General features: G+C 70.4%; 9 protein-coding genes and 1 pseudogene. 6 read left to right on the top strand and 4 right to left on the bottom strand.

The window, feature by feature from the left end; genetic code table 11:
- Window positions 1-382: pseudogene (locus AB0K37_RS34510) on the bottom strand (prepilin peptidase); the annotation flags it as partial.
- 114 nt (window positions 383-496) lie between these two features.
- Window positions 497-994: a hypothetical protein gene (locus tag AB0K37_RS34505; protein ID WP_363988222.1), complete on the bottom strand. Its 498-nt coding sequence runs from the start codon at window positions 992-994 to the stop codon at window positions 497-499.
- A gap of 439 nt (window positions 995-1,433) precedes the next feature.
- On the opposite strand from AB0K37_RS34505, the gene AB0K37_RS34500 reads away from it, so the two are divergent.
- Window positions 1,434-1,907: a hypothetical protein gene (locus AB0K37_RS34500; RefSeq protein ID WP_363988219.1), complete on the top strand. Its 474-nt coding sequence runs from the start codon at window positions 1,434-1,436 to the stop codon at window positions 1,905-1,907.
- A 720-nt stretch (window positions 1,908-2,627) separates the two neighbouring features.
- On the opposite strand, the gene AB0K37_RS34495 is transcribed toward AB0K37_RS34500, so the two are convergent.
- Together AB0K37_RS34495 and AB0K37_RS34490 are read right to left on the bottom strand one after the other, a co-directional pair.
- Window positions 2,628-3,944: a hypothetical protein gene (locus AB0K37_RS34495; RefSeq protein ID WP_363988216.1), complete on the bottom strand. Its 1,317-nt coding sequence runs from the start codon at window positions 3,942-3,944 to the stop codon at window positions 2,628-2,630.
- Between the two features lie 894 nt (window positions 3,945-4,838).
- Window positions 4,839-6,461 carry a hypothetical protein gene (locus AB0K37_RS34490; RefSeq protein WP_363988213.1) on the bottom strand — a complete coding sequence of 541 codons (1,623 nt, stop codon included), beginning with the start codon at window positions 6,459-6,461 and terminating at the stop codon, window positions 4,839-4,841.
- A gap of 415 nt (window positions 6,462-6,876) precedes the next feature.
- Between AB0K37_RS34490 and AB0K37_RS34485 the strand changes: the two genes are divergently transcribed.
- The 5 genes from AB0K37_RS34485 to AB0K37_RS34465 all read left to right on the top strand — a co-directional run bounded on the left by AB0K37_RS34485 (window position 6,877) and on the right by AB0K37_RS34465 (window position 13,178).
- The gene (locus AB0K37_RS34485) at window positions 6,877-7,881 is read left to right on the top strand and encodes a hypothetical protein (protein WP_363988210.1); all 1,005 of its coding nucleotides are present in this window, start codon (window positions 6,877-6,879) and stop codon (window positions 7,879-7,881) included.
- A gap of 171 nt (window positions 7,882-8,052) precedes the next feature.
- A complete protein-coding gene (locus tag AB0K37_RS34480; RefSeq protein WP_363988207.1) occupies window positions 8,053-9,456 on the top strand; it encodes a CAP domain-containing protein in 1,404 nt (467 codons plus the stop codon).
- A gap of 191 nt (window positions 9,457-9,647) precedes the next feature.
- Window positions 9,648-10,922: a hypothetical protein gene (locus AB0K37_RS34475; RefSeq protein ID WP_363988204.1), complete on the top strand. Its 1,275-nt coding sequence runs from the start codon at window positions 9,648-9,650 to the stop codon at window positions 10,920-10,922.
- A gap of 201 nt (window positions 10,923-11,123) precedes the next feature.
- Entirely contained in the window at window positions 11,124-11,738 is a 615-nt protein-coding gene (locus AB0K37_RS34470) for a hypothetical protein (RefSeq protein ID WP_363988201.1), read from the top strand.
- Between the two features lie 144 nt (window positions 11,739-11,882).
- Window positions 11,883-13,178, top strand: a complete 1,296-nt coding sequence (locus AB0K37_RS34465) for a J domain-containing protein (protein ID WP_363988199.1) — start codon at window positions 11,883-11,885, stop codon at window positions 13,176-13,178.
- The last annotated feature ends 84 nt before the right edge of the window (window positions 13,179-13,262 follow it).

Below are 13,262 nucleotides of genomic sequence, written 5' to 3'. Positions count from 1 at the left end.
GGACGAGCAGCGCCTGCGCGAAGTACAGCGCGAACAGCGCGGCCATGCCGATGAGCGCGTGCTCGAACCGCCGCGCGCCGTCCTCGGTGAACGGCACGGCCGCGGCGAGCAGCACCGCCGCGACACCGTAGGACGGGAGCGTGAACCGGTCGGGCAGCCGCCTGACGCCGACGTCGATGAAGCCCAGGAGCGCGCCGGCAGCGGCCAGGTACAGCAGCGCGGGCAGGACGGGCTCGAACCCGACCCGCCACCCGAGGACGCCGAAGAGGGCGGCCGTGACCAGCCCCATCAGGACCCGGCGGCGGCGCGGGACCTCGCCCACGTAGGGCGCCGCCAACGGCGCCGCGAGCACGCCGACCGCGAACCCGACGGGCACCAACACGAACGCGACCATCGCCCCTCGCCCCGATCCGGCGTCTGCACAGCCCCCGGCACTTTAACCGCCCGGACGAGGCGCCCGTCCGCGCCCCGGAAGCCGGGCAGCGGCCGGCTGGGGTCAGCGCCGGTAATAGCGGCGGTCGTAACGACGGTCGTAACGGCGGTCGTAACGGTCGTCATAGTCGTCATCGCCGTTGATCAGGAGCCAGACGAAATAGCAGAGCAACAGCCCGGCGAGCACGCTCCCGATGTCGATAGCGCCGCCGCCGGTGAAGGACTCGCGAGTCGCGGGGGCCGTGCACACGTGGTCCTTGCACTTGGCGCCCTTGTGCTTCTCGCGCCACTCGTCGGGCGGTGACTTCACGCGGACGTACGGCTTCTCGTCGATCAGCACGGCCTCCTGCCGCACACCGTCCTCCACCGCGGTCGCACCGGGCTTGAAGTACTTGCCGGCATGGATCTGAGGCCGGCCCTGGTAGATCGCGTTGACGGCCTTCTCCTGCAGCCAGGAACGGTTGGCCACGCAGATGATCAACACGATGCCCATCATCACGAGGAGCACGACGCGGGCGATCAGCCCGATGCAGCCCAGCCCGGCACTCCGTCGATAGAACACACTGAGGACCCGTCCGGAGACCCCCGGAAGACGCAACCGCTCCCGACCGGCCCCGGAAGTTCCCTTCTTTCAGGAGACTCTTCTTCACATTGGAGCAGGCTCGGCCCGACCGCGCGGCCGTCATGCCCCGCCACGTGCTGGCGGAGCTGAACCTCCCGTACGACGTCGCGCAGAAGCTGGAGCAGTTCGCTGATCGGGAGCCGCGGCGAGGAGACGGACCGGCCTCCGCCCCGACGGGGTGGAGGCCGGTTCTTCTTCTGCCCCGAACCTGGCATCGCCCGCCGGATTCGGTGGCGCGATGCCGATCCGGTCAGCTGAAGGCCTCTTACCACCCGCGTCCGATCATCGACAGGAGTTGCGGTCCATGGCCGCGTCCGGACGGTAGACCTCGCGAGTGCCTTCCCGGTGCTCGTCACGCAACGAAGATCGGAGTACATCCATGCACATGCAGCACGGCGTCATCGGAGCCGGTCCGCAGTTCCCGTCCAAGTTCCCGGAGGACGAGGAGCCCGCGTTCTACGGGCACCAGAAGTTCATCCTCGAAGACCCGACGGACCAGTCGGTCGAGGGCGCGGTGGGAGTCTTCTACGGCGAACTCGGCCCGAAGGTGCGGAACATCGTGGACATGGTCGTCACGGAACTGTTCCACAACGCCCAGGGACACCGGTCGCACCAGCAGGGCGTGTACCACCCCTGGCCGGAGATCACTGTGACTCTCGGGTGGACCCTCGACGGGGACTTCAAGTACCCCCTCGTCATCGTCCAGGACCGGAACATCGGAAGGCCCGAACTGCGAGTGGACAGGCCCCAGCGTGGGCTCGTGCGAGTGATCTCTCACTCCCCGAAGAGCGGCTGGCGCCGCAGCAACAACGGCAACCGCGTCTGGGCCATGGTGGACTTCCAGCCGCGCTGACCGCTACATGAACGACGCCCGGCATTCACCATCCGGGCGATGGCAGTGGCCGGCCCTCCATCCCCTTCAGGGGATGTGAGGGCCGGTTCGTCTTCTGCCTCGAATCTGTTGTCTCCGCCGCCTTCAAGAAAATTTAGAAGGCGTGTTGCCGACTCGGCGAGGCTCCACACAGTCCTCTGTGCGGGTTCTCGCGACCCGTCATGTTGATAATTTTGTTCACCTTGTTCACATTGCAAATGAAAGAGGTTCCCAAATGTCCAACCCGGACAATAATTTCGAAGTGAAGGACGGCGTCGTCCAGCCCGAGACCGCCGACACCTACAACCTCGTCGTGGACGATGACGGCAACGTCGTCATGGTCCCCGTCAAGTAATCTCCGCGGCCACTGAGGCCGCGGTGATCTGATCGAGAGGCCGCTCTCGTCCCGGGATTCCGGGGCGGGGGCGGTTCTTTTTTCTCCGGTCGGCGGTGGCCGCTCCCGTCGCCTCGCCGGCCGTCGTCAGGGGAAAACAGGGACGGCGGGAGGATGGGTCCTCCCGCCGTCGGATGGATACGTGGCGCTGGCCGGCGTCACGCTGATGGATTCCACCGTTCGGGGGCGCGGGTTGGCCGGCCCGGCCCCGGACTGTGTTCAGAATGCGGAGAAGGCGGTCTCCGCACCCCTGCACCGCTTGTAGTGCGGTATGCGTCCCCCTAGGCGGGGGGACGTGTCTGCCGCCGCTAGGACGACGGCATGGTCGGGGCCTTCTCCCGAGCGAGACGGACCTCCTCCTCGGCCGTCCTGACGGCGGCCTCGGCGGCGTCCCGCTGAGCTGCGGCGGTCTCCGCGTGGCTCGCGGCCCTGTCCGCCTCGGCCCGGGTCTTCGCCGCCGCGGTCTGCGCCTTCTTCGCGTCGGCGCGAGCCTTCGCGAGCCGGGCTTCGGCGACCCTGCGTTCGGCCTGGAGGACGGCCTGCTCGCAGGCCCCGTACTCCTGGGTCAGCCTCTCCAGCGTCTCCAGGATCTTGCCGCGCTCCTCCAGAGCGTGCTGCAGGACGGCCTCGGGGGTGGCCGACGACAGCTCGATGAGCGGTGCGTGGGTCCGGTCCCTGAGGCTGAAGCTCATCTGGGCGACCGCTGCCGCGGCCACCGTGATGACGACGACCCCGGCCCACTGGATCGGGATCAGCCGCGTGTCGAGGAAGGCCAGCCCGACGAGGGTGGCGATCAGCGGACTCGCGGTGAGGAACACCGAGTACACGGCGTCGCCCGCGAGCTCCCTCGCCGGCATCTGGATGATGCGGGGCAGGGTGTTGTTCAGCAGCCCCACCAGCATCGCCCAGAGGACGAGCTGCCAGTTCAGGAAGGCGATGCCCCCGGTGAGCATGACGATGCCGCCGGCGAGCACGCCGACGGACAGCGTCGACCAGGCGATCACCTTCTCCGTGTAGTACCGGCCCGCGCCCTTGATGAGGCGGTCGGTGACGGGGAGGTACAGGGTTCGCAGGCCGCCCGCGCCGAGGGCGCAGATCACGCCGAGCAGGTAGCCGCTTCCGGCGGCCTGCCCGTCCTGCTGGACGAGCAGGCCCACGCCGACCGCGGCGGCCGCCGCGAAGAGCGTGAGGAGGGCGGCGCGCCCCCTGCTCCCGCTCCTGAATCCCGCGATGACGGGGATGAGAAGCGGGACGGTGTAGTAGATCCCTCCGGTGACGCTGAAGGGGATGAACAGCAGGGCCGCGAACAGCAGCGCCTTGTCGCCGCCGATCACCCCGAACGTCATCAGGGACAGGATCCGCCGCGACCGTGCCGACATCTCGGTGGCCGGCGTGTCGTCTCCGCCCTTCCCCGAGATCTTCCAGAAGAAGACGCGGAGCAGGAGCAGCAGCCCGCCGAAGGTCGCCTCCAGCGCCGTCGCCTGGTGCATCTGCAGACCGTTCGCGCCGATCAGCCGCTCGTCGAGGAGGGCCTTGCCGGACGCGGAGCTGAGCCGGTCCGCGCCTCCGAGCGCCACCCCCAGCCAGGGGTACCGCCTGCGTTCAGAATTCTTGTTTGTGGTCATTTCCGGGAACTCCTCGTGTGAGGCGCACACAAAGAGAACCGGTCGTGACCCGGCTCCCTTTGTCGCACCGAAGAACGGATACGACTCCGTGGAGCCGGGTCGTGTTCAACGATCTTCGGACATGCCGACTCAGCTGCGGAGACCTGGAGGTTGACGCGGGGTGAACAGGCTCTTACGAAACGCTCTTGACGCCATTTCCGGCGCTAAGCTGCAATGGCGCGGGCCCTCCTTCGAAAGCGGCGGCGTCGTGAACCGCCGGCGAGGGCGCGCAGAAACGGCGGGAGGCCTTCCGGAAGAACTCCCCGGAGGCTCCCGCCGTTTTCCCCGAGCACAGGGTCGCGATCACGGCAGGACGGCGACGAAGCGGCTCCGGAAAACGAGAACGGCCGGTCTGGGGAGACCGGCCGTTGAGAGGTGATGGCCGTCCGGGGTTTCCCCCGGACGACCATCGAGAAGCAGAGGGGAGTGGCGCTCCCTTCCGCCCGCTGCTCAGGTCGGAGGCGGCCAGCCTCCGACCCTCACATAAGATTCCGTGCCGCACTCGGCTCGGACACGTACGGTGCGTCGGATTCGACGGAGGGTTGGCCGACCCTCCTCTCATCCGACTGCACCGAGGTGCCCGCCAGGCGGACGCCACAGTTTCACCGGACGCGAAGGAGGGTTGGCCGACCCTCACCTCGCACCCGATTCGCCGTGACGCCTGCCAAGGCCGACGCTGCGGTTCACCGAAGTGCGGAGAAGGGTTGGCCGACCCTCGCTCCACACTCGGCTGACCGCGGCGTCTGCCGAGGCCGACACCACGTTTCGCCGAACGCGAGAGAGGGTTGGCCGGCCCTCACCTCGCATCCGCTTCCACGCGGTGCCGGTTAAGGCCGGAAATCTGGGACGGCGGCTCTACTCGGCGCTCGGAGCGCCGATCGAGTCGCCGTAGGCCACCCGCTCGATGCGGTAGTTCCCGTCGGGGTCGGCCTGCACGGCCTCGCCTCCCAGGAACCGGAACTCACGGCCGTCGCACTTGACGACGCCGCTCTCGACCCGGCCGCCCGTGAAGCTCCCGCCGTTGTCGACGGAGGCCCCCTGGACGCCCTTGGTCTCGATCACGACGCCGCCGCTCTCGACGGTGAGCCCGCCGGCGTGCTCGAAACGGATCCCGTCCCGGCTGCCGACCAGGCCCGTGACCTGGCTGTACTTGACCGACCTGGCGCCGTTGGCCGCGGGGGGCTGGGCCTCCGCGTTCCTGGCGTCGAGCTCGGTCTGGAGCCGCTGGCGCTCGGCGTCGGCCTCGCGCAGCTTGGCCTCCGTCTCACGCACCTTGGCGTCCGCCTCCTGGTACAGGCGGGTCGCCTCGGCGCACCTGTCGTTCGCCTGCCCGGCCTCGGTGATCAGCCCGGTGATCCGGGTGTTCGCCTCGGTGAGCTGGCCCCACACGTACGCCAGTTCGGTGTCCTTCTGGTCGAGCTTGGCGTGGACGGCGACGTCGATCCCCGCCGCGAGGGCGGCGCCGAAGACCATCCACATGCCGACCCACTGCCCGCCGTCGAGCGACGGGGTGTTGGCCCAGCCGATGAAGGACAGCAGGAGCGCCGCGAAGGCACCCGCGATGGGGGCCGTCGAGGAGAGCATCGCCTGCTCGGTCTCCTGCAGGTGGTTCCGGGCCCAGTTCATGAGCAGGACCGGGAGGAACATCACGCAGAGCGGGATCAGCGCGTAGAGCGCCGGCACCGGCAGCAGCGCACCCGCGAACTTGTCCGGGGTGGGGAAGCTGTCGTTCAGCAGCGCCCACGGAACGATGAGGCCGAGCGTGATGCCGTTCGCGAGCGTCATGCCGACGTCCCGGTACCGCTGGCTCAGCTCCTTGTTCACCTCGTCGTCCTCGGACGCCTCGGTGCCGAAGGCCGTCAGCGCCTTCTGGACCATGAACATGTGCAGACCGACGACGCCGGCCCACACGAGCCCGCGGGTCTCGATGTTCCCGCCGTTGCTGAACAGCGCGACCGCGAAGACGATCGAACCGAACAGCATGAACCGCAGGACCACCTGGTTCCACCGGCGGGGCTGCCAGACCACGAAGGTCAGGACGCCCGCCAGCAGCGTGCCCAGCGTCTGGACGGCGGTCCGGGGGCCGGTGCCGATGATGCTGTCGGCCTCGGCGATCCCGATGTTGATGCCCAGGCTGGTCAGCCCGATGACACCGACGAAGATCCACCTGAGCGCCGCCGCGTCGACGGTGAACCCGCCCCTGCGCAGCGTCTTGAAGATCGTCGTCTCCTCCTGCCCGAAGGCGCCCATGCTGAACATGGAACGCCCGTAGCGCCGGTACGCGAGGCTCGTGTAGCCGAAGAGGAGGGGCGTCCCGCCGAGGACGATGAGGGTGGCCGCCGCCAACGGGACGGAACCCGTGGTGAGCGCGCCTCCCACGCCCTGGAGGAACATGGCGATGAGCAGCGCCGTCGCCGCCCGCCTCCGGAGGGGGCTGGGACCGTGGCCGGTTCCAGCCACAGCGATTTTCGTGGACACGATTGGTCCCTTCCTGTGCATTGCGTGCCGCCCGGCGCGAAGCCGGGCGGTTGTTGTGTCTCGCCTGCCCTGAGGGCCGACGAGCCCGACTGATGAGTCGGCACAGTTGACCGTCCTGGGACACGGCGCGGCGGCAACCCGAACATCCTCATGAACCGGCACAGGCACTGTGCCGCCGGGCTTTCGGGCGTTCGGCGCTCGCGCCGCCGTCCGCCGGACGGGATCCGACTTGCGCCCCGCGCCTGGTCAGGGACGGTCTGAGGTGAGAGCGCCCCTGGCTTCGTCAGGGCGGTCTCATCCGAGTGGCGTCGCGGACGCCACAAAACCAAAGAACACGGAAGGGGTGTGCCCTGTGCGTAAAAGGGCGCGCGGAGCCTCGGAAACCCGAGACTCCAATAACACCGCCGTAAGGGCGGTGCAGCGGGTGGTTCAGTTCTTCCTGGGCCTCACCCGTCCGATGCGGGACGCCGACGGCATGGCCTGCTTCACCGTCAGGACGACGGCGGGGCGGATCGCGCTGAACGAGATCCTGCTCAACATCCGGCGGACCATCCTGCTGGTGGACCTCGACGGGTCCTTCTGGCACCCGGTGCGGTGGCCGAGGCGGCCGCTCGTGCTCTGCCAGATCCCCCGGCTGTTCTCCCGGCTCGGGAGGCGCCGGCTGTTCATGATGGCCTACCTGACCGGGCGGGCCTCCGAGCAGCTCCGGTCCTTCGGGATGCTCGTCCGGGGCGTCGTGGCCTGGTGCCAGTTCGGCGCCGAAAGGTGGCAGGACGGCCAGCAGGTCGACCTGGTCCCGGTTCCGGCCGGGCTCGAACAGGCGAACTCGGAGCTGGACGGCTTGCCGTACAGCGTCGAGCGCAAGACCCACGCCGTCGCCACCCACTGGACGGCCGACGACGACAAGAAGGCGGTCGAGCTGCTGCTCGACCGACACAAGTCGCTGGCCGACCAGCACCTTCTGGCGTACCACCCGGGCAACCTGGTGGTCGAGCTCAGCCCCCTGGGCATGAGCAAGAAGGTGTCGGCCGCCTGCTTCGCCCGGCAGTTCCTGCCGCCCGAGGTGATGGAGGGGTTCGTCGGGGAGTTCTCCCCGGTCGAGCAGGAGGTCTACGAGCAGATCTGGGCGTCCCTGGAGGCGTCCGGTACCACGTTCGTGCCCTCCCTGCAGAGCCCGTACTTCATCTACGTGGGAGACAGCGCGCCCGACATGGGCGTGTTCCTCCTGCTCGACTACCTGCGAGGTCTGGGCATCCCCGTCCTCAAGGTGGCCGTGAAGGGCTACCAGCCCCTCGAAGATCTGGCCGACATCGTCGTGGACGGGCCGGCCGGCGCACTCCAGTTCGTCCGCGAGCTGGAGCTCCACACCGCGCCCTGGTGGCTGCGGTGCCTGCGGCGTAGCTTCGGCCACGCCGCCTGAGTCGGTCCCCGCCTAGGCGGGGACCGGGCCCCCGGACGCATGTCCGGGGGTCACTCGTTTGCCGCTTCACCACAGCTTCGTACGGTCTTGGACGAACCCTTTGTGTTCGCTCGGCGCGGTCGTCCGGCACCTCCCCTTCGTGTGGACGGCCTCTTCTGACGGGGGTGTGCGATGCGCGAGTTGATGGCCGGGGGGAACCTCGCGCTGCCCGGCGGAACGATCTCGATCGAGGTGCCGGGGCCGTTCGACCTGTCCGCGCTGATCACCGGCGACGACCGGAAGGTGAGCGGCGACCACGACTTCGTCTTCTACAACCAGCCCTCCGCTCCGGGCGCCCGCCTGGGAGCCGGAGCCGTCGTGGTGGAACCGGCGCGGCTGCGGGCCGGGGCCAGCCGGGTCACGGTGGTCATCAGCGCGGCCGATCCCGGGACTCCGCTGAGCCGCCTGCCCGCCCCCGCGCTGCGGGCCGTCGGAAGCAACGGCGCGGTGGTGGCCCGGTTCAGCCCGCCGCGCCCGGCGACGGAGACCGTCCTGCTCCTCGTGGAGATCTACCGGCGCGGAGACCAGTGGAAGCTGCGCGCCATCGGCCAGGGGTACGCCGACGGCCTGGCCGGGCTCGCCCGCGACTTCGGCGTCGACGTCACCGACGACGGCGCCCAGGCCCCTCCCCCGCCACCCGTCATGCCTCCCCCGCCACCGGCCGCGCCGCCTCCGCACCCGGTCGCGCCGCCTCCGCCTCCACCGCCGCCGGCCGTCTCCCGCCGCCCCGCCCTGCCGCCGGTGTCCGTCCGGCATCTGGACTCCTTCGCCCGCGAGGTCAACTCCCGGCGCGCCCGGAGCGGACTGCCGCCCGTCACGCTGGACGGACGGCTCACCGCGGCCGCGCAGGCGCACGCCGCCGTCATGGCCGCGCAACGCCGGCTCGACGCCGACGGACCGGACGGCATGTCGGTCTTCGACCAGGTCACCCAGCACGGCTACGTCTATCTGACCATCGACGAGCAGTTCGTGTCCGGGCCGCGCTCGCTGGAGGAGTTCACGCAGTACCACCTGGACGGCGGACAGCCGGTGGACGCCCTGCGCAACGGGGAGCTCCGCGACGTCGGCATAGGCCACGCCGCCGGAAGGGGCCGCGATCGCGACCTCTACTGGACGATCCTGTGGGCGACGCCGTTCTCCTCGGCCGGCCGGTCGCGCTTCGCCGCCGAGGTCGTCTCCCTCACCAACGCCCACCGCGCCGCCCACGGGCTACGGCCGCTCGCCGACGATCCGCGGCTGACCGCGGCCGCCCAGGCGTACAGCGAGGACATGGCCGTCCGCCGCTTCTACTCCCACACCTCCCCGGAGGGGACGCAGCCCTGGGACCGCGCCCGCGCGGCGGGCTCCACGCACCTCGGCATCGGCGAGAACATCGCGTGCGGCCAGCGCTCCCCCGCCGAGGTCGTCCAGGGCTGGATGGACAGTCCCGGGCACCGCGCCAACATCCTCAAGCCCGACTTCACCCACATAGGGGTCGGCTTCCAGGGGGGCGGGACGGCGGGCACCTACTGGACGCAGCTCTTCGGTTCCGTCTAGACGCGTCCCGCATCGCGTTTCCGTCCCGCATCGCGTCTCCGTCCCACATCGCGTCTCCGTCCCGCTGACGGCTTCGGCGGCATTGCCGGACGCGTCGGGCACGGCACGGTCATCTTTGCCCGGTCCTCGGACCGGGCCGTCCGCGCGGAGCGTGCGGGCGAGCGACGACAAAGAAGAAAGAGGGACGGCACATGTCAGAACCGATCATGCGCTACGTCGCGGATTCCTGGTGCCAGGAGGTGCCGGAGGTTCCGCAAGTCCTCAAGCCGGTCGCGCTGGCGGCGGGCGGCGAGCACGCCGGCCTGCGGCGCGAGGTCGGCGGGCCGAGCCTGCCGCTGCAGGGCGCCTCGCGGGAGGCGTGCCGCCGGTTGGAGATCCTCGTGGACGGGCTCGGCCTGGGAGGCGTCTTCCCGCAGCCCGAGGCCGTCGTCCACACCGCCCCGACCGGTCTGGAGCGCCTCGCCTTCGCGGGATACCGCAACGGCGAGGACGTGGACCACTGGTGGATCGGAGGCGACCTCGACCACGCGTTCAAGTCCACACCCGGGGTCATCACCCTCCTGGTGGGCGCCGGCAGCCTGCGCGGTCGGCGCCGTCCGGTGGCGCGGACGTCGAAGTCCACGGTTCCGCTGGAGTCGCTGGCCTCCGGGCGCTTCCTGGCGACGACGAACGAACCCGTCGAGTCCATCGAGTTCGAGCCCGGCGCCACTCTGCTGGGGACACGGGAGTCGCTCTGGCTCTTCGCCGGCAGTGTCGCGAAGCTGGTTCGCGCCCTGCCCGACCACGGGCCCGCGGTGCGCATCATGTTCCGCTTTCCCGCCGAGGAGCACTGGCTTCCGCTGCTCCCCGCGCTGCACCACAACCTCGTCTCACCCGAACTGTGCGCCACCTGGATCGCGGAGACGAGGGAGGACCGCCGTAACTGGCAGAAACGGTTCGTCGGAATCCTCGAAGAGATGCTGGGCGAGTACCTGCACCGAGTGCAGGTGCTCCTGTACGACGCGCTTCACGACGTCGGGAGCCGGCTCGAAGCGGCCGTCGTCCGGGGCGAGAAGCCGTCAGCGCTCGGCCTTTACGGCGAGCTGTCCCAGTCGGACGAACTCTGGGAGTTCGTCCTGCACTGGATGGACGATCCCACCGGGCTCGTCCGCGCGGCCGACGTCGTCAACCTGCTGACCTGCGGCAGGGACGGCCTGGCAGTCGTGGTCGACGAGCCGAGCGCCGCGCGCAGCATGATCGGCATGGCCGAGGACTTCGCGCGGCTCCACCGGCCGGACGACGCGGCTCGGATGGCGGCGATCGGGCCGCTGGGCAAGATCCTCGGCGGGACGCCGGGACCGGACGGTCCCTTCGCCCGGTTCCGCGGGGACCCCGGCGGGGTGATCGTCCTCAAGGCCGAGGACTCCGCCAAGGGCGCGCGGGTCCCGACCGGCGACCTGCTCCAAGAGCTCTACTTCGTGCGATGACCGCATCGGAGTGAGCCCTACCCCGGTGCCCCGGTGGGGGCGGCTTTCCGCCGTCCCCACCGGGGCGCTCACCTTTTCCGGCCGCGCGGCCGGCTCCCGCGTCGGGGCGGTTGCCGTTCCCCTTCCGCTTCGCACGGTCGTCATTGCCTGCCGAGTCCTCGGGACCGGCAGATCCCGTCTCAACGGAAAGCGAGGACGAACATGTCCAGAACCAAATCAACCAGGCCTCCCAGAGGCCGGGCCCTGCTGGCCGCGCTGGCGTGGCTCGTCGTCGGGGCGACCGTGCTCTACGTCCCCTCGGGGCGGACGCTGCTGGGCGTGAACAGCGCCTTCGGCCTGATCACGGCGACGACCGGCGTCACCGCCCTGCTCTTCCTGGCGGTGCTCCGCCTCCCGTGGCTCCGCAAGCACGCGGACGTCCCGCGGGCCAGGGAGATCGAACTCCTCGCGAGCTGGACGAACTACCGCAAGGAGATCTTCCTTCTCGCGCTCTACCCCGCCGTGGCCGGCTTCCTGCTGCTGTGGGCGTTCGACGCGGTGACCGTTCCGTTCATCGTCTGCGTGATCATCCTCTACACCAGGACCGCGCAGACGGTCCAGTCCCTGCGCCGGACGTGGCGCGGGTATCACCACCCCGTGCTGGGCGTGGTGATCGGGGGCGTCTTCACCGCCGCCTTCAGCCCGCTGGGCCTGGCCGCCATCGCCATGTCCACGTTCCCGGCCTGGCAGGTCGTCATCCCCTGCGTCATCGCGGGGGCCGCCACGTTCGCCGCCACGATGATCACCCTCTGGGCGGTTCCCGCGGCGGAGAACTGACCACGCGCTGCGAGGCGCACCCAGTGAGCCGGGCGGGGAGGAACGATCCTCCCCGCCCGTCTTCGCTCACCGCCGGCTCCCGGCCAGCCGCGGGGCGTGAACAGCGGACGGTCGGGAGGGACGACCGATGACGAGTGGGATGAGATGAGAAGCGATCAGCCGGACTACTACGAACTCCTCGGCGTGGAGCGGACCGCGACGCCGGAGGAGATCACGCGGGCGTACCGCAGGGCGATGCGCGCGGTGCATCCCGACGCCAGCGGCACCTCCGGCCTGTTCCGGCTGGTCAAGACGGCGTACGACACGTTGAAGGACCCTGCGTCCCGTGCCGCGTACGACGCTCGCGACCGGACGGCCCCGCCCGAGCCGCCTCGCTCCCGACCGGAACCCGACCCGGCCCCCGATCCCGGACCGCGGCCGGGGCCCGGGCCGGGGAGCGGGGGACGGCAGGAAGGCGCGGGATCCGGAGGCCCCTCCGGCACACCGCCGCCCGGTCCCTCCTTCACGAAACCGCAGGCGCCCTCGCCGGGTTCCGCCCTGCGCGTCCGCCCCCGGTTCGGCTCCCACTGGTACCGGGTGGCGGCCGTCGCCGCCTGGACGGTGGTGTCCCTGGTCGCGGTGTTCGCTCTGTGGCCCGCGGGGCTTCCGCTCGGGTTCCTCCTCCTGCTGGCCTTCCCCGTGGTCGCCATGCCGCTCATCGCCCTGGAGCCCACGCTGCGGTCCCTGTCCTGGCTCTGGGCCGTGTGCGTGCTGACGTTCGCCGGGGGCGCCGTGCTCGCCGCCGCCGAGACGAAGGGCGGTGCTCGCTGGACGCTCTGCGGCGTGCTGCTGGGGCTCGCCGTGGGGGGCGCGGGGCTGGCCGCGACGCCGCACCTCGTCCGGAAGGGCCGCGAACTGGACCGGCTGATCGCCCCCGAGTCGCTCGACTACCAGATCTTCAACGTGCCGGGAGCGGGGCTCGACCACGACCTCGCCCGGCAGGTGGTGGCGCGGGAGAGCGCCGCCGGGCTGGAGCGGCTCGCCCGGCTCGACGGGGTCCGGATCGTGCACGCGCTCACGGCGCCGCAGCCGTCCGGGCAGGCGATGCACTATGTGGAGCACGTCGTGCTGCGGGGCGACCGGCTCGCCGTCGTCATGGCCCGCCGCTGGCCCGCCGGGGCCTACGCCTGGACGGGCAAGGGCGCGCTCACGACCATCGGACGCCCGTTCCCCGGCGGCGACACCGGCATCGGTGCCGCGGTGAAGGAGATCCGCAAGGTGGTGCCGCGCCGCGTGCGGGTCCGCGGGTTCGTCGCCGTGCTTCCGGACGATCCCGCGCGGTCGTCCCAGGCGCGGTTCCCGGAGCCCGAGTACGGCGACCTGCTCGCGGGTTCCCTGGAGCAGGTCCGCGAGAGGATCGCGGACTGGCTCGGGGAGACCGACCCGGTCGACACCGGATGAGTTGTTCCATCGGTCCATGCCGCCGAAGCTAGGCGAACATGCGGAACTCAGGCTTCTGACCCGTCATTCGTTCGCTCCAGCCGA

Origin of the sequence: Actinomadura sp. NPDC049753 (assembly GCF_040674655.1) — a bacterium.
Lineage (GTDB): Bacteria > Actinomycetota > Actinomycetes > Streptosporangiales > Streptosporangiaceae > Spirillospora > Spirillospora verrucosospora.
The sequence above is the reverse complement of the archived record's forward strand: the minus strand, read 5'-3'. Positions and strand labels throughout refer to the sequence as shown.

Excerpts from the sequence above, each read along its gene's own strand:
- AB0K37_RS34465 (WP_363988199.1), top strand. The coding sequence starts at position 11,883 with ATGAGAAGCGATCAGCCGGACTACTACGAACTCCTCGGCGTGGAGCGG.
- AB0K37_RS34470 (WP_363988201.1), top strand. The coding sequence starts at position 11,124 with ATGTCCAGAACCAAATCAACCAGGCCTCCCAGAGGCCGGGCCCTGCTG.
- AB0K37_RS34500 (WP_363988219.1), top strand. The coding sequence starts at position 1,434 with ATGCACATGCAGCACGGCGTCATCGGAGCCGGTCCGCAGTTCCCGTCC.
- AB0K37_RS34495 (WP_363988216.1), bottom strand. The coding sequence starts at position 3,944 with ATGACCACAAACAAGAATTCTGAACGCAGGCGGTACCCCTGGCTGGGG.
- AB0K37_RS34480 (WP_363988207.1), top strand. The coding sequence starts at position 8,053 with ATGCGCGAGTTGATGGCCGGGGGGAACCTCGCGCTGCCCGGCGGAACG.
- AB0K37_RS34475 (WP_363988204.1), top strand. The coding sequence starts at position 9,648 with ATGTCAGAACCGATCATGCGCTACGTCGCGGATTCCTGGTGCCAGGAG.